General features: G+C 60.0%; 13 protein-coding genes and 6 pseudogenes. 5 read left to right on the plus strand and 14 right to left on the minus strand.

What is annotated here, in order from left to right; translation table 11 throughout:
• The first annotated feature begins 249 nt into the window (after positions 1–249).
• A complete protein-coding gene (locus NKH22_RS27100; RefSeq protein ID WP_502908604.1) occupies positions 250–936 on the plus strand; it encodes a transposase in 687 nt (228 codons plus the stop codon).
• 240 nt (positions 937–1,176) lie between these two features.
• Positions 1,177–1,366, plus strand: a pseudogene (locus tag NKH22_RS27105) (leucine zipper domain-containing protein); the annotation flags it as partial.
• Between the two features lie 4 nt (positions 1,367–1,370).
• Here the strand turns inward: NKH22_RS27105 and NKH22_RS27110 are convergent.
• Positions 1,371–1,610: pseudogene (locus tag NKH22_RS27110) on the minus strand (transposase); the annotation flags it as partial.
• Here NKH22_RS27110 and NKH22_RS31580 point away from each other — a divergent pair.
• Entirely contained in the window at positions 1,564–1,836 is a 273-nt protein-coding gene (locus tag NKH22_RS31580; protein ID WP_502908602.1) for a hypothetical protein, read from the plus strand. The pseudogene NKH22_RS27110 and the gene NKH22_RS31580 sit on opposite strands and share 47 nt — an antisense overlap.
• A 236-nt stretch (positions 1,837–2,072) precedes the next feature.
• Here NKH22_RS31580 and NKH22_RS27115 read toward each other — a convergent pair whose 3' ends face one another.
• Complete coding sequence (locus NKH22_RS27115; protein WP_352911734.1) at positions 2,073–3,029, minus strand: cupin-like domain-containing protein; 957 nt, start codon at positions 3,027–3,029, stop codon at positions 2,073–2,075.
• Between the two features lie 471 nt (positions 3,030–3,500).
• Between NKH22_RS27115 and NKH22_RS27120 the strand changes: the two are divergent.
• Positions 3,501–4,685: pseudogene (locus NKH22_RS27120) on the plus strand (DDE-type integrase/transposase/recombinase).
• 632 nt (positions 4,686–5,317) lie between these two features.
• Positions 5,318–5,880 (plus strand): annotated as a pseudogene (locus NKH22_RS27125) (GDP-mannose 4,6-dehydratase); the annotation flags it as partial.
• Here NKH22_RS27125 and NKH22_RS27130 read toward each other — a convergent pair.
• From NKH22_RS27130 to nifE, 12 genes and pseudogenes are all read right to left on the minus strand, one after another.
• Positions 5,849–6,340 (minus strand): annotated as a pseudogene (locus NKH22_RS27130) (pyridoxal-phosphate dependent enzyme); the annotation flags it as partial. The pseudogenes NKH22_RS27125 and NKH22_RS27130 overlap by 32 nt on opposite strands.
• A 329-nt stretch (positions 6,341–6,669) precedes the next feature.
• Entirely contained in the window at positions 6,670–6,993 is a 324-nt protein-coding gene (locus tag NKH22_RS27135; RefSeq protein WP_352911736.1) for an exopolysaccharide production repressor protein, read from the minus strand.
• Positions 6,994–7,022: 29 nt separating this feature from the next.
• A complete protein-coding gene (gene fdxB / locus NKH22_RS27140; RefSeq protein WP_352911739.1) occupies positions 7,023–7,340 on the minus strand; it encodes a ferredoxin III, nif-specific in 318 nt (105 codons plus the stop codon).
• Positions 7,337–7,540 carry a CCE_0567 family metalloprotein gene (locus tag NKH22_RS27145; protein WP_352911741.1) on the minus strand — a complete coding sequence of 68 codons (204 nt, stop codon included), beginning with the start codon at positions 7,538–7,540 and terminating at the stop codon, positions 7,337–7,339. Before NKH22_RS27145 ends, fdxB begins: the two co-directional genes overlap by 4 nt.
• Positions 7,541–7,565: 25 nt before the next feature.
• Positions 7,566–8,035 (minus strand): annotated as a pseudogene (locus NKH22_RS27150) (NifX-associated nitrogen fixation protein).
• 334 nt (positions 8,036–8,369) lie between these two features.
• Complete coding sequence (locus NKH22_RS27155) at positions 8,370–9,539, minus strand: TlpA disulfide reductase family protein (protein ID WP_352911744.1); 1,170 nt, start codon at positions 9,537–9,539, stop codon at positions 8,370–8,372.
• A 1,322-nt stretch (positions 9,540–10,861) separates the two neighbouring features.
• Positions 10,862–11,464 (minus strand): universal stress protein, encoded by a 603-nt coding sequence (locus NKH22_RS27160; protein ID WP_352555895.1) that lies wholly within the window; start codon positions 11,462–11,464, stop codon positions 10,862–10,864.
• Between the two features lie 379 nt (positions 11,465–11,843).
• Complete coding sequence (locus NKH22_RS27165; protein ID WP_352911747.1) at positions 11,844–12,629, minus strand: response regulator transcription factor; 786 nt, start codon at positions 12,627–12,629, stop codon at positions 11,844–11,846.
• 27 nt (positions 12,630–12,656) lie between these two features.
• Entirely contained in the window at positions 12,657–13,136 is a 480-nt protein-coding gene (locus NKH22_RS27170; protein ID WP_352911750.1) for a NifX-associated nitrogen fixation protein, read from the minus strand.
• Positions 13,137–13,153: 17 nt separating this feature from the next.
• The gene (gene nifX / locus NKH22_RS27175) at positions 13,154–13,651 is read right to left on the minus strand and encodes a nitrogen fixation protein NifX (RefSeq protein ID WP_352911752.1); all 498 of its coding nucleotides are present in this window, start codon (positions 13,649–13,651) and stop codon (positions 13,154–13,156) included.
• On the minus strand, positions 13,617–14,999 hold the full coding sequence (nifN, locus tag NKH22_RS27180; protein WP_352911754.1) for a nitrogenase iron-molybdenum cofactor biosynthesis protein NifN: 1,383 nt from the start codon (positions 14,997–14,999) through the stop codon (positions 13,617–13,619). The genes nifX and nifN overlap by 35 nt, the downstream gene beginning before the upstream one ends.
• 8 nt (positions 15,000–15,007) lie before the next feature.
• Positions 15,008–16,498 (minus strand): nitrogenase iron-molybdenum cofactor biosynthesis protein NifE, encoded by a 1,491-nt coding sequence (nifE, locus tag NKH22_RS27185; protein WP_352657347.1) that lies wholly within the window; start codon positions 16,496–16,498, stop codon positions 15,008–15,010.
• Positions 16,499–16,554: the final 56 nt, after the last annotated feature.

Raw genomic sequence — 16,554 nt, forward strand, 5'->3', positions numbered from 1 at the left:
CGCCCCCTTGTTTGACCACCCCCATCCCCCTCACCCCACCCTACCACATTTGGGTAGTGGCCCGGCGCCGGTTCTGCGGGGGCGCCCCCGGCAAGCCCGGCGGCAACACTAAACTGAGGAAGATTCAAACGGCACTTCTGGGGAGTATTGATCCGGTATCGACATGTCCGGTCGCCATGATTCTGCGTCCTGGCAGGCCCCCCTGCGGGCAAGGAGATCCGCGGCCATCTGCGCCGGCTTGTCCGGCGCATCCGCGCCCGCTGGCCGATCACCCGCATTCTGATCCGCGGCGATGACCACTATGGCCGGGCGCAAGTCATGGCATGGTGCGAGGACAATGCGGGTCGACTACCTCTTCGGATTGCCCGGCAACAAGGTTCTCCGGCGTCTCGTGATGAAGCCGCCGACGATATCCGCACCCGCCGCGCGCTCGAGCAGAAGCCGGTGCTGCGCGGCTATGCCGAGACCCAATACAAGGCGAAATCCTGGAAGACGGAACGCCGCGCCTGCGCCCGCATCGAGGCAACCACCCTCGGCCTCGACATCCGCTTCGTCGTCACCAATCTCGACAAAGGCTCCGCCGAGCAAGTCTACGACGTGATCTACTGCGCCCGCGGCCAGGCCGAAAACCTGATCAAGATGCACAAGAGCCAGCTCGCCTCCGACCGCACCAGCTGCCGCTCACCGATTGCCAACCAGGTCCGTCTCGTCCTGCACACCGCCGCATACTGGTTGATGCTCACCCTGCGCGAGGCGGTGCCCACGACCCATCATCTGTGCAACGCCGAGTTCGCTACGCTGCGGCTCAGGCTTCTCAAGCTCGGCGCCCGCGTTACCGAAACCGTCTCGCGCATCCGTCTGGCCTTCGCCGCCACCTGTCCCGAGGCAAGTCTGTTCCGAGCGATCGCCATCACGCTGCAGCCCACAGGGCCATGAGCGCCGGAGCATCAAAGCCCCAATGAACCCGCATCAGCCGACCTCCAGCGCGTTCCAAAGTCGAGTCTCAGTTGTGGTGAAAAAGACGCCTCACACCTTCATGTCCGAACGCTCAGCGACAAGGGAACCAACTGCTCGTGAACAGGACGGGCTAGATGTGAGCTTTCGGTAGGTTGTCCATTCGGACCGAACCGGGGGAGACTGGAGTTACCAGGCTTCAGCACTCACCGGAAGGTCCGAATGAACATCCACAAGAATGCCCGTCTGACGCCGTTGCGTCGAGAGGAGATGGCTCTATCGGTCATCCAGGGACGTCTTTCCCAAGCCCTTGCGGCGCAGACCTACGGTGTGTCGGCCAAGATCGTGGCGCGTGGTTGAGCGGTTCAAGACTGATGGCCGCGAAGGCATGACCGATCGTTCTTCGCGCCCCAGGAGCGGGTCGCTCGCGTCAGCATGATGTGCGCCGCTTCAAAGAGCGCGGTTCGCACCATGGCGTCGCCGACCTTGCTGACACCACCGTCCCGATCGGTCTCACCGGATTGATATTTTTTTGGCGTAAGCCCGAGGTAGGCTCCGACCGTACTGGATTTTCCAAACCGCGTCGGGTCGTCCACCGTCGAGCGATAGGTGAGCGCAACCAAGGCGCCGACGCCAGGTGTGCTCATCAATCTGCGTCAAACCTTTGTCAATGACCGTGGAATCGGGACCCTGCATTTTCGCGCAAAAGGTATGAAAAATCACACCCTTCGTCACGCCGGGCTTCAGAACTTCTTCAAGCGTATGTTTCAGCGTCCAATCAGCGAGCATCATCGCATCGGCCAGCGTACGCTCAGCTTTCCTACAGCACGTAGGCTTGGCCCGCCGAACGCCCCCGATCGAGGCCTAGATCATGCCAGTTGATCTGCGCATACCGGAAAACCGTACCGGGATTGCTAGGGCCGTATCCCTTTGCTTATTGGATGGGAGCAGTCAGAATCTCGAATGGCCATCCTGCGTTACTCATCTCTGTGAGATCATGGTCTTTATTGAAATCGACATGCTTGGGAATTACCCGGCGCGGCTGTGTCGCGACCTTGAGCCGCCACAATGATTCGCTCTGACTGTTCGTTGCTCGCGGGCTTCTGCGGCTCACCCTATCAACTTACATAGCTCAAGTAGGGCCGGTACAATGGAAAGGTCACAGATTCAGGTATTTTGGCGACTACTGCCAATGCCGTGATCGCGTTGTAGTAGGCGACTTCTGTCGGCATTCCATTGTTCGCATGTGCCAGCGCATGCAATACGCTCCGGTCCGTGTGAAAATCGATGTTAAAGGAAATCGAGGCCGATAAGCTGCGGACGTGGTGGAGGGTTCCGGGTGGCATATACAGGATGTCGCCAGCATTTACGGTGACGACGACGGGTGTCGCTTGCTGATACTGCGGAAAGCGCACATGGTCCGGTTGCTCGGGGTCGACATCAAACCACCTCCAGCCGCGGCGTCCACATCGCCCAGCCTGGCTAGGCGGAAGGATGGTAAAATGCTTGGCGCCGTAAATCTGGAAGAAGAGGTTGTGACTTAGCAAGGTGTCGAAGTGGAGGGGGGTAACGGTCCCTGCCGGACCCATGAAGAACTGCGAGTAGCGCCACCAATGCGAGCGATACGACGGCTCGAGAAAATTTGCCGGAAAGGGCTGACAATCCCCCGCCAGATTTTCCACCAGGCCGAGTAGGGGAATGTCATGGCAGTACGGAGCTGCGCTCCCGTCGGATGAGGCTCCATTCCCGCCGGGCGGCTGCTCCATGACGAACCGAGCATAATCTGCGAGCCGCCAAGAAGTAACCTTGATCTCGCTGCTGTTAAGCGTCTTGACGGGCACAGTGAGTGATCCGGCGACTTCATCAAAATACTGCGGCGACCAGCGCTGGCAGGCGCTCCAAGCCCCACAGCCGCCACGTAGGAGAACCGGCCGCATTGCATCTCGGTAATTCGTCGCAAATTCCCTATCAGTTAGCTCTGTTACGATTGGGACCGCTGACCAGCCAGAGTCTTCTAGCGTCGAGAATGAGCGATCACGTGACGCTTGTGAGGGTGTTGCCTTGAGTTCAGCCATTTTTCGATCTCCTTTACTACGTGACTACGTTGATCGGCGACTTCCACGGCGAGCAAAGCGAACCTCGCTGGTCGGCAACAATTCGGCGGCATGCGCCACGTTCAGCTCTTCGACGGGTCATGTAGACCAAGCGCGTTAGCCACCGCGAAAGTCTATTTGCGGGCACGGCGGATCCGCCGCAGCGAGTACATCGTGTTCTCGGTCGAGTTTGTAAAATCCCACAGAATCACAACTCTCGCGGGAACGCGTATGCATATCCATGTCCCCCGGGTATTTTCGGCGGCAGGATATTGTAGGTCATAAAATGGCATTCCCACCTTCTCAACTATCGCTCTTGGTAGTTGTCGAATCCGGCGTCAGCGCCAGTGAGACAGAATTGGCTTAACGGGGAAGGGAGGATTTCTGGCTCATCGTAGCCCTTCAGAGGAGCGAAGATGAGACAGAAAGGCGGGAGGCCGAAACCGTCTGCAGATGGTCATCAAGGACATACGCCGCGCTACCCGCAAGCAGTATGGAGCGGAAGAGAATATCCGCGTCGTGCTGGAAGGTCTGCGCGGCGAGGAATCGATCGCCGCGCTGTGCCGACGCGAAGGTTCGCCGAGAGTCTTTATCAGGCAGGTGACACGGCGCGCCGCGACCACCGACGAGGTCAGGTGCTGCGCCGCGAGACGCGCGATTTGAAGGAGGTAGTCGCCGAGCGGGCGCTGGAACTGCGACTGCTCAAAAAAGCATGATCGCAGATGGGGGCGACGAGGAATGAGATATCCCGCCTCCGAGAAGCTTGAGATCATACGGCTCGTCGAGCAGTCGCATCTGCTGGCGCGCCGCACGCTGGAAAAGCTCGGTATTCCCCGCGCCACCTTCCACCGCTAGTATGACCGGTTCCTGAGCGGCGGTGTCGACGCGCTCGCGGATCGCCGGCCACAGCCAGGCCGCGTCTGGGACCGCGTTCCCGAGGACGTGCGGGAGTGGATCGTCGAGCTTGCCCTCAACGGCCGGAGCTGTCGCCGCGCGAGCTGGCGGTGATGTTTACCGACGCCGAAAGCTACTTTGTCTCGGAGGCTTCGGACGACCCCGCCGAACCCGCTGTGGCAGACCGACTTCACCTGTCTGAGGGCGATCGGCTGGGGCTGGTTCTACCCGTCGACCATCCTCGACGACGTCTCCCGCTACGTCATCGCCTGGAAGCTGTGCACGACATGAGGGCGCAAGACGTCACCGACACGCTGACGATGGCGCTCGAGGCTTCCGGCTGCGATCGAGCGGCGGAGTATCAGCGGCCGCGGCTGCTCTCCGACAACGGCTCGTGCTACTTGGCCGGCGGCCTGGCCGACTGGCTCTCGGGTCAAAACATGGAGCATACCCGTGGCGCGCCCAGCCATCCCCAGACCCGAGCGATGGCACCAGACGTTGAAGAACCGTCTTCTGCTCGAAAACTCCTTCCTACCCGGCGATCTCGACAGGAAGATCGCCGCCTTCATCGAGCACTACAATCACTGGCGCTACCACGAGAGCCCCGACAATCTCACCTAATCTAATTAGTCTAGGCCGACGTCTACTGCGGGCGCGGCCAAACCATCCTGTTGCAACGAGAGAAGATCAAGCGAAAGACCCATCGAACAACGGCGCTTGCGACACCGCAGAGACGCCGCTTAAAATGACAACCGAGATGCGCCAGAGCCTCCGCTAAATCAGAGCGCCACTTATCTCAAATTCCCTGACGACGGACACACTTGGGCCGGCGGCCGATTTTGCACGGCGTTGTCGCTTATTGGCCGTAGGCTAATAGGGCAGCTCCGCACCCGGAAACTTCTCTTAAGGGAGGGCAGCCACCCAGTTGTTTGGGGACTGTGGCGCGGAAAACGGCTCTTGCCATCTCCACGCGGCGCGGATCTCGCTAGGTTGATCTGCGTTTAAAGGCTCTGACCCCTTCACCTAGACTAATCGATATAAGAGTTCATCCATCCTGTAAATGCATTTCATCGAAACAATCGATTTTAAGAAGATTAACGGACATGGAAAGACGTCGCTTCAGGAAGGCGACGTCTACAGAATCTCTCCCGTCGTGCGGGAGGCGAAGCCCTTCTGGCGCTGATGTCCGAGTGCAAACCACACTTGATCCGGACGCCTTTCTTATCACCTGAGGCGCAGATCCAGCTAAGACGGGCATACAGCGTTGATGACACCGCGCTAGTAGCGCACAGGAAGTCATTCGCGTGTGCCGCTGACCTCCTGTCAAAATGCTTCATGCACGAACATAGCAGACTTCATCCACGGAAATATCACAAATGAGTTCACCTCGGCGTACAGCATTCATTACAGGTATCACCGGCCAGGACGGCGCGTTGCTTGCCGAACTGCTGCCTGCGAAGGGCTACATGGTGCATGGCCTGAAGCGGCGAGACTCGCTGATCGGGAATACCCGGCGCATCGACCACATCTATCAAGACCCGCACGAGGACCATCCCGACATGGTCCTGCATTACGGGGACATGACGGATGCGACACACCTGATCCGTCTCTTGCAGGACACACAGCCTGCCGAATGCCGATGCGCTCGGCACGCTGCGGCTGCTGGAAGCGATCCGCATTCTTCGCCTTGAGGAAAAAACGCGGTTTTTCCAGGCCTCCACCTCCGAACTCTTTGGTTTGGTCCAGCATGTCCCGCAGAGGGAAACGACCCCGCCACGCTCGCCCTATGCGGTGGCGAAGCTCTACGCCTACTGGATCACGGTGAACTATCGTGAGGCATACGGGCTACGCGAGCAACGGGATTCTGTTCAATCACGAAGGACCGACGCGCGGCGAAACTTTCATTATTTGTGAACTGAGGACCCGGCCGGTATCGCGCAGGGCCCTGCCGCCCCTTGATTGACTTCATCGAGCGCCTGTTCCCAACTGCGGCGGATGCCGATATCGAAGCCCTTGTCGAAAAGGCGCACTTCTGCTCGTGATCCGGCTCAAGAGAATGTTGCCGACCCGGTCGTAGACGGCGTCCTCATGGGGTACCCAGCTCTCCTGAACCAGGAGACATTTCATCCCGATCTTGGCGGCGACCGCGGCGATATCCGCATGTGGTTGGACTGCACGCCGCCTATGGAGACAAGCGTATCAGCATTTGACGCGATCGCGTCGGGGATGATCTATTCGAGCTTGCCGAGCTTGTTTCCGCCGAACGCGAGACCGGAGTTGCAGTCCTCGCGTTTGGCGTAGATTTCCACCCTGCCCCCCAGCTGCTTGGAGATGCGGTCGAGCTTCTCAGTGGGCGTGGGCCCAAAGGTGAGCGGATAGCGTTCGAACTTTTCCAGCATGTTCTCTCCGGCAATACGCGATGGAGCTGAATTAGCCATGTATGAGTCATTCTAGAGGTGTCTTTGGTTTGAGGTCATTGCGTTATCCGGCGCCGAAGAGTCCCACTACTATTTCCAGCGCCTCGTTCGTGATTGAGAGTTGCAACCGCACGCCGGCGAGAGGGCTACGATGGTATGGCATTCAAGAACTGCATCTCCTGGAATACTAGAATGACCGGACTGCGGTCGCCAATCGACTTCTCAAGCAAAGTAGTCCCGCGAATATCTGCTCAATATTTATGGTTGGTCTAAAGTGGTCCCAGCTTGAGCACCGGCCTTGTCATGGCACCTCAAGGCAGCAGCAGCGATATGGCTACCATTTGATCGCGCTGGAGCAAATCTGCGGATTCATTCGTCACCTCATCAAGGTCTGGCGGCTCGGATCCAACTTCCTTGCAACTGCCGAAATCCTCAGCCCTTTGGCCAGCTCGGCTAACCAAGCCAGACCGCCAGATCAGAAAGAGCACGCTTGCGAAATACGCCAGCTGAAGGAGCAGCGAACAAGCCAGCGTCGTGACGACTACTGTGCCGACGGAATGAGAAGCGATGTAGACAGTCAGTGCGGTGCTGCACAGCACCAGCCCCAGGACGCGGCAAAACATTCTAAAGGGCAACGGCGTTCTCCTGGTTTTGTCTCCTCAGATCATGCTCCGACCTGGTCGGCCGCAACATGGGTCTGACAGTTCTTCGGGCAGACGCGGGCGCAGGCTCCGCAGCCAAGGCAGCGGCCGGGATGGTCGACGACCATGATCATGCGATTGAGCTCGCCATCGAAATCGTCGTCTTCGCCGTCGCAAGCGCCGAGGATTTCACCCGCGTCATCGACGCCGTAAAGATGCATGACCTCGCGCGAGCAGACTTTGAAACAGCGGCCGCAGCCGATGCAGGTCGTGCCGTCTATAGCGGTGAGATATTCCGGCATCCATCCGGAGCCGTCGCGGGTGGTGAATGTGCTCCTCATCGTAACCTCTTCATGGCAGCGAGCTCTCTCCTGGCACCATCCAACTCGGCAAAAACGGCCGACGCTCCCTCGGCAACTTCCTCTATCTCCGTCCATTTTCCCGGGAGATCCTCTGCAAGGTCGCGCAATTTCATCTTGGCAATTGCCGCGCGCAGCCGAAGCTTTCGGACTTTCGTTCCCATCTCGTCCAGCTTTGACATAGATCCTTCCTCGAAATCGGTGTCTTCACGCCCGTGCCACGTCGCGATAGGCTTCAGTGGCTGCAGTCGCATCGTCGACCAGTTTCGTACCGGCCTCCGCGAGTTGCCGGAACGTATCGAAGCCGAACCGATGGACGTCTGGACAAAACGAGAGCTGCCCGACCGTGAAAAGCAATCGTCCGAAGCCCCCATGGCTTTCATCTCCATCATTGGCGATTTCATCAGGCCGGAGCGCTCCTCGATCGCAAGCCCGACGGCCGTGTAGAACATATCGAGCCTCCACAGCACGTCCGGATCGGGATCGCCGATGATGGGATCGCACGGCGCTGTTTTCTGGTGATGATGAAGTCGCCCCGCAGTTCGGCGCCCGATTTGCCTTTCCCACGAGCCATACGAGTCTTGAGCACGGACTAGCCGCACGAGGCATCTGACAAAAGGCATGGCAAGAGCCGCCTCGTCCGCGTTGACAGCCGAGCTGACCGCGGCATCAGACATTTCGCCTTCTCCTCATTTCAGTCCTTTTCCTCGAAGCACGATGTCTGTTTTCTGGGACGCCTACTTCGGGCACACTTGCACAGCCGACGCCCGGCTCGGCGCCGCTGATTCCACGCAATTGACGTCCCTTTGGCCGACCTTGAACACGTCCTCGGCTGCGAAGTCTTCCACGCGAATTCGCGTCGAACATCACTTCCGCCGCAATGCGGCCGGAGGCCATGAAGATTCGAGCCTCGATCCTGCTGCAAACGATCGACCAAGTGCTGCATGGACCCTCCTTGCTGCGGTCACGCGAGGGAAATGGACGCAGTGGCCAGTAAGCCCTTTCGACCAATTACCCTTTTTTATCTTTCTTTCTTGGCCGACCGCGCTTTGGCACCTTCGGGAAACTGTTTTGCGCAGCGGCAAAGAGAGCGCCGCAACAAGCCTTCGCACGCCTGTACTTGGCGAGGGCCTGCAGCAAATCCGGCAGATGCTGCTCTTTCAATTCGGCCGGGATAGGCTCCGGACCGTCCAGCGACGTCAGTGCCAGTTCGACCAACTCGATCGCGCGATCATTGTTGCCGTTCTCGTGATAGTACCGGGCGGCGGCGGGATAAGATCGGAACTTGGGACTGTCGCCTTGCGGGGGATTCAGCGCCAGGATGTGTTCGGACAGCTCCTTGCCCATCGCGAAGCGCTCAGCAGGGGGAAGGCGCGAATGGTCATTGGCCGGATGGAAAAGTTGGTCTAGCGCCGAAACCATCCAATCCTCGTAGTTTTTGTCGATCGCGTCGCGAACCAACTGGCGCATCACGGGCAAGCCGGTCCACATGTCTTGTATTTTGTGAAGCAACAGATGTGCATGGGCCAAGCGGAAATTGAGGTCGTCCGGCATCAAGGCGATGCCCTCTTCGATCGCCCAGAGCGCCGTCTTCCAATCTTCCAGCTTCACCGCCGCCCACAACCTGTCATCGATCGGCTTCTTCAGCGCTTGTCCGCGCGCCAGGGGTTCGCTTGTGGCGATCCGCTGCTGATCGGCGGCTTTCGCTTTGTTGCTGGTAGGCCAGCTGCCGTTGAACACTTTCGGCAAAACCTCACAGAGTTGGCTCGGATGACCGATAAAGGCGATGCAGCCGTCTCGGTCGACTACGAACGAGGTCGGAATCCCGACGCAAAAGCTGGGTTCCCTCCAAAGCTTCTTCATTTCGCCTGTGAAGTCGAACCCAATCCGATAATTCAGATCCGGGCACTTTTCGGCCAACCACGCATCCAACTTGGTCCGGGCCTCGACGGCCGTTGGAGCTTCTTCATCAGCCGCGATCCCGAGGACCTCAAGTCCGCTGTCCCTGTATTTCTCCTGTAGCTGCATCAGCTCGAGCATCTCCGCCGCAGATAGTTCGCACCAAGTTGCCCAAAATTCGACGATATAGACTTTGCCGGGCTGTAAGTCCGCAAGGGGCTCGCCACGCAGCCAGTCCTCCACTTGGATCGAAGGAGCCGGTGACCCCATCTGCAACATCATCTTGCCCTCCAAAGCTGTTGCCAAAGGTTGCGTGACCTTATGCGCAAGCTTGTTCCCCTTTTGAGACGGGGCACGAGGGTTCAACGAAGGGAGAGCATTGTTCGTCATGCGCATCTGCGTGCAGTCAGCCTTCACTCAGTGTTGCTGAATCTCAATTCGCAAAGGCCGTGCCAACGCGCTCAGCGTACGGTAAATCCTTGATTATGCTTTGAAAAACTTCTGTGGCGCCCAAGATCGCCGGTTGTATTGGACACGACATATTTTCCGCCACTGTCAGGTCTTGGACACGCATCACCCGCTTCCCGTCGGCGCAGAAGCGTGGCCACCGACTTCTCGACATATAGGGACGAACAGATGCATGACCGCGTTGGCTACCGCCAGCCTCGTCATCATTGTCCGCCTCAAGCCTTGCTTAAGCTTCTTGTCGTTTCGGTCGCTCAGGTGGTAGCGCAACGCCATTGCGATTGCAGGCGCCGCTCCATCCGAGCATCGCCTCTGCCCTACCTCTTCCGCTTTGCGCTTGAATTCCTGGCTCGCAACGCCAGAGTTTCACGACGAAGCCGGTCATGTCCGGCTGCGTGTCGCGAATAACGCCAGATCGAGGAGGTGATCGGCCCGAAGAGAGCCGGGATCTGCCGGCATGTGCCGGGCCGGTGAACTCTCCCGGATCCTACTTTTGTTGTTCTGTGTCCCTGTGCGCAAGCCCTACAGGGACCACCTGGTGCGAATGTGAGCGTTGTCGGAATTGGCCGGCCTGAATGCCGCTAGGTCGCCACGCGATGGGCCAAGGCAGACTGAAAACGCCGAAGATGAGGCCGCCCTCGCCGCTGACGGCTACCATCTCAGGCGATGCTACGTGATTGATGCCACCGTTCGCGCCGAGGGCCGGCAAGAGCCCGACCGTCGGACTCGAAGGTCGGTGCGTTGGCCGCTGCACAGTCGTTTCCGTGTTCAGTTCCCGGCCAGTGGTGAGGGAATCGTGATAACGCCAATACGAAGAGGCTATGGTCCGAACGCGGCCTGCCGCGCTGAAACGACTCTCTTTCTCGACCTGACGCCGGCTCGAGTATTGGTGTTTCGAGCGCATTGAGGGTGCCTGGGCTTCTGCCCGGCCGTTTGTCTGCGCGTTACGGGTTGTCCCGGCGAGCAGACACCGAGCGCGTTAGAGGCGTCCGGGGAATGTTCTTTGCGACGGCGCTTGCAAGTTGCTCATGAGCTTCGCGAAACCTGCTCGTTTGCGGCGACCTTCCTCCAACTTGGTATCAGGGTAGGTGGCCAGCGGAGTAGAGCTTTGAACAGCATCGGTGCTACTTCAGAACCCGTCAGCGGGCCAAAAACAGCGGCAAAGGCGTGCCAACTATCCATCTTATCACGCTACCGGAGAGCCGCTCGCGCAACCAGCGGCTGCCATAAGCGCCCATGACGATCACGTCGGCAGACGTGTCGATTGCGTGCTGCGCTAGCACCTTGGCCACCGGTTTGCCGCGGCTCGCCAGCCGGTCGACCCAAACCCGAGCACCGTGCCGAGTGAGATAGGCAGCGATGTCGGCTCCCGGCTCGGCGCCGTTTCCGGTGCAGGTCGCCTCCGGATCGACGACTGCGACACGAACTTCCTCAGCACCGGCTAGCAGATGCAGCGCTTCTCGAATCGAACGGGACGCCTCGACTCGCGAATCCCAGCCGACCAGCACGCGCCGTGGAGACAGAGTCGCCTCAGCGCCCTCCGGTACGACAAGCACCGGCTTTCCCGTGTCGAACAAGCTGCCGTTGATAACAAGGGGTCCGAGACTAGTCTCGTTGAGAAGTGCGGGGCCGACGATTGTCAGGTCGGTGCAGAGCGCCCGCTGTCGCACCGCGTCACCGACGCCAGCCTTGTCGCAGTGTTCGGTGTCGACATCATAGCAGCGCCACGTGGCTCTCAGCACTTTGTGAATTTCCCTGCATGTCTTTTCCAGGTTGGCCATCTCCTGTGAAAATTGTTCCCGTGCGGCAATGTGGTGTGTGCGGTGTCTAGACCACTCGGGGATGCCACCGCCCAACGGCGGAGGGGACCCAATAAGCGGAGGCGACATCAGGAGCGGCGGAGGCGATATAATTAGTACGGAAAGATACGCGCCGACCTCGGCGCACAAGCGAGCAGCTATTGCGACGTCCTGATCGGAATGGTCAGCTCCCGTCACACTGAGTATTTTCTTGAAGGCCATCTGACTGCTTCCCCCTGAGATGTCGGGCCCGTAGCGCGTTTCGAACCGCAAGACTTGCCTTCCAGCGAAGACGGAGAGTGGCACACCATCCGTTCGCGATTCAGTCGTCCAGCTTCTCGAGCGAGTAGCCGGCAGACCTGACAGTACGAATGACGCTACCTGGCGAGGCCGCCTTCAGCGCCTTTCTGATCCGGCTGATATGGACGTCGACAGTGCGTTCACCGACATGGATATTGTCCGGCCAGGCCGCGTCGATCAGCTCGTCTCGGCTGAAGACCTTGCCGGGAGCCGCAAGAAATTGCCGCAGCAGGTTGAATTCGAGAGGTCCGAGGTGGATGTCGTGGCCATTGCCGCGAACTCGGTGGGCATCGAGCTTCATCTCAAGGCTGCCGCAGCAGAGCCAGCTGCCATTTTCGATCCCGTTTGAACCCGGCTTCGGTAGCGCCAGCTTCGTGCGTAGATAGTCGAGCAGCATCGCCGGCGTGAAGGGCCGCACAAAGCTCTCGTCAATACCTGCCTTCAAGAGATCGAGCTGCTGGTTTTCGGCGCCGGGCGCGATCAGCGCAATAACCAGCAGGCCTCTGTTCCGGAACTCCGCCTTGAGCTGGGCACAGATGGTAGACCCTGTCGAGCTTGCCGGCTGGCAGTCCAGCACCACGGCCTGCGGCTCCCGTTCACTGGCTAATGCCAGCGCTTCCTCCACGCTTCTGGCCAGTTCAATCCTGAAGCCATCCACCCCCAGAATGTGGCTGTAGTACAGATACAACTCCGCATCTTGCGAACAGATCAGTACCCCTGGCTTCATCAGCGCTACCCCAAGAACCATATCGGCCTGGACCGCCTCAATTGAGAGGGCTGGCCACCGCATGTCCTCAAGACCTGACATGATCCCCTCGATCGAAAGTCGGTTGCATCACGCCCGCGCCACCTCGGGATGAGCCTCAATGGCTGCCATGGCATCGCCGGCCAGTTGGGTACCGGCCGCGGCGAGTTTCCAGAACGTCTCGAAGCCGAACCGGTGGACGTCGCGCAGGGTCTTGGACAGAACGACCAGTCGCCCGGCCGTGAAAAGCACGCGCCCGAAGCCCTCGTGGCTCATCTCCATCATCGGCGATGCCATCAGGCCGGAGCGTTCCTCAATCGCAAGCCCGACGGCGGTGTAGAACTTGTCGAGCCTCCACAGCACGTCCGGATCGGGATCGCCGATGATTGGAATTGCACGGCGCTGTTCCCTGGTGATGATGAAGTCGCCCAGCAGCTCGGCGTCCGATTTGCCTTCCCATGACCCGTGGGAATCATTGGCACGGATCAGCCGCACGAGGCATTTGACGAACGGGGTGGCAAGGGCCGCCTCGTCCTCGGTGGCGGCAGGGCTAACCTCGGCGTCAGACATTTCACCCACTCCTCATTTCAGCCCTCGTCCTCGAAGGATGGTTTCTGTTCAGCGACACCTGCCTGCGCCAGCACCTTGCGCAGCCAAGGGGGAGGACACGTCCTGAGCATCATCTGCGTGCGCAACAGCACCTCTTGGATGGTCTGGGGCTGCGGCACTTTGATCGGATGGATCTTTGCGGAAACAAGTTTGGCTGCCGAAGGTCCGCCGATCGCCAGACAAAACAGGAGATGACAGTGCTTCAGCGCCTCCACCTTCGGGGTGATGCGGTCATCGCCCTCAGTTCGGTGCTTCCCGCTCTCGTCGGAAACGTCATCGAAGGCCACGGCTTCGACGAGCTTCCACTCCTCGCGCATCACGTCGTAGACAGCAAAGCGCCTGGCCGAGCCGAAATGGGCGTTGATGTTCTTCATGTCCTGCGTGGCGATTGCCACGCGCAATGCGCCGGCTTGGCGTTTCGGCGCCGGTGCGCGAACCTCGTCAGTGACGAGCGAGAGGCGACGAACGGAGCTCATCTGGGATTTCTCGCTTACGGAGTGGATCAAGCGCGTCAGGCGTCGGCGCGCGCCGGTTGGCTTCGAAAATGTTGGTAACCTCGAAGATCAGGTCGCGGGTCCCCTGGTAGAGGATTGTGAGCCTGTGCTGGGCCCCGAGCCGGTCGAAGATCGGGAAGCCGACCCGCATGAGCGGAATGCTGAGGCGCTGCGCCGCCTGGCGGCCGTGGGAATGGGTGACGAGAAGATCAGAGCCGGCGCCAAGAGCTTCCAAATCGCCGAGATCGCCGATTTGAACCGACTGCGCCGGTACTTCCTCCAGAATTTTCGACATAGCGGCCGTTGTGACCGCCGCCGCGATTTCGGAGCCCATGCCGGTGAAGAAGCTCGCGAGTTGGTAGAGTTGGTCTGGTTCTGCAGCGATCGCAATTTTCTTGCCTCCAAAGTGGAAATGTCCGTCGAGCAACGCGTCCTGCAACTGCGCCCGGCGACGGCGCACGCCAGCCGGCGCCGCCGCGCCCGAAACCGCGGACAGCAGCGAGACGAACCGGTCGGCGTCCTTCAATCCAGTCAGCGACCGGAACAGCACGTAAGGCACGCCGGTCAACCTCTGCAGCAGCTCGGCCGGGCGGCGCATATGCTCCCCGATCGCGACGCATTGCACAGCCATGCCAAGCTCGCGGATATCCTCGACGCTGGTGCCGCCATAGGTGGTCGTGACCCACCGGTCGGGCACCGTACCGTCGAGCGAGCCGGAGACGTCCGGCAGAATCACCGGCTTCAGTCCAAAGCTTTCAACCATCTCACGCAAATGCTCGATATCAGCCACAGTGAGGTTCCAACCAGGCAGGATCACGATCTTCTTCGATTGCCGCGCCTGCTCGCCGGGCCGCGTAATCCTTTCGATCATCGCGGTGACAGCCTTGGCCCAGCCCTCTTCGATCGCGCCGTCGAAATCCGGTGTGTTGGCCAGCACCACCTCCGTACGCGCGAGTTCTTCCCTGCGCTTCAGCCTGATATTGGCGATATCGCCTGCGCAGTCTTCACCCCGGGTTTCCACCAGCGCCGTGGTGCAGACCCCGATCAGCGTTGGCTTTGTGCGGGCCTTGAGATTGAGGATCGCCTCTTCCAGATGGTCTGCCCCGCCGAGGATCGTCGCCACCTCGTCCATCGCCGTCGTCTGCAAGGGGATGGCTTCCTTGAAATGTCGCACCAAGAGCACGAGGGCGAAGCTGGTGCACCCCTGGCTGCCGTGGAACAACGGCATCGCGCCGTCGACGCCAAGAAAGGCCAAGGCGGCACCCAATGGCTGCGATGACTTCAGCGGATTGACCGCCGCCGCTTTGGTCTGGGGAAGGATCCGGCCCATTGGCTTCCTCAACACTCGCCGAAATTGCCGGCCATCGTGCCGGCGAATTCCTGGACAACACGCAAGGTCGCGGTCTCGCTTTTCGTGCGCGGCAGTTCCTCCCTCACCGCAGGCTGGCAATCCCATGGTGCCGGCTCCCGCACCTGGTGCCAGATCGGGTTATGAATGGCGAGGTCGATCTGGCGTACGAGTTCAACCATGCCGTCATAGCCGGCGTAAGGATGTTGGCGCTCCTGGTTGATATCGAGCCAGGGTGTCTTGGCTTTCAGCGCGATGAACTGCGTGCGCCCGCCCGACAGCATGATATCGGCCTTGTGTTCTGAGAGCATGGCGTAAAGCTCGCGCGGCGCCATCTGCTCGAACATGTGGTTGTCGTCCTTGAGGATCTGCTTGATGCGCTCCTTGTCTTCGACGGTCGACTTCTTGACAGAGGTGCCAACGATCTCGATGCCGATCTCCATCAGCGCATGGACGACCGACCAGGACTTCACACCGCCCGTGTTGAGCAGCACGCGCTTGCCTTCGAGCCTCGGCCGGTAGGCTGCGAGCTTCTTCCAGGCGATCGCCTCCTCTTCTGCAATCAATGCCTCGGTGCGGCCGAGGATCTCCGGATCGGCACCCTTCTTCACGAGCAGCTGAGAGATCTGTCGGAGCGCTTCCGAGGTGTCGGTGATGCCGTAGAAGGAGCCCTCGAAAAACGGGACGTCCCAGCGCTGCTCCATCTTGCGGGCGAGATTGATGAGCGCGGTCGAGCACACCATCATAGCCGCCCGGGCGCGGTGCGCGGAAGCAACGTCGAGGTAACGCGCGTCGCCCGGAATGCAGGCGCGCACCCGGATCCCGAGCCGATCAAGGAGCGGCTTCACCAGCCAAAATTCGCCAGCGAGGTTGAATTCGCCAAGAATGTTGATGTCGTAAGGGCCGGCATCCTCGGGCTCGGCCGTGCCGATGACATGCTCGAGCAACGCCTCGCCGGCAAGCTTGTTGCCGAGATTCTTGGAGCCGACGAAGCCCGGCGCATTGACCGGCACAACGGCCAAGCCGAACTTTTCCGCCGCGCGCCTGCAGACGGCCTCGATGTCGTCGCCGATCAGCGCCGTCACGCAGGTCGAATAGACGAAGATCGCCGGCGGCCCATACGCTTCCTTGATCTCGCGGATCGCTTTGAAGAGCTTCCGCTCGCCCTGCCCCATCACAACATTGAGTTCGGTGAGGTCGGTCGTGAAGCTTGTGCGCCACAGCGTTGGCCCGGACGAAGCCGCACCGCGGTTGTCCCAGGAATTGCCCTCGCAGGCGAGCGGCCCATGGACCAGGTGTGCGACGTCGGTGATCGGCTGCAGTACGATCTTGGCGCCATCAAAGGCACAGCCACCGGCCGCCGCTCCGGGGGTCAGTGGCTTCGAACAGCCCTTTTTGCGCGCCTTGGCAACCTTGTCGCGGTTCTGCTCGCAGGCGGGCTCATTGAAGACATCCTGGATTTTGGCTCTGAGCGAGGACATTGCGTCGGTCTCCAAAGTCCCTCGGGAAGACGATCGGCCAAAGCCGACCGTCAAGC

The sequence above is a fragment of the Mesorhizobium sp. M1252 genome, assembly GCF_040318265.1.
Taxonomy (GTDB): Bacteria; Pseudomonadota; Alphaproteobacteria; order Rhizobiales; family Rhizobiaceae; genus Mesorhizobium.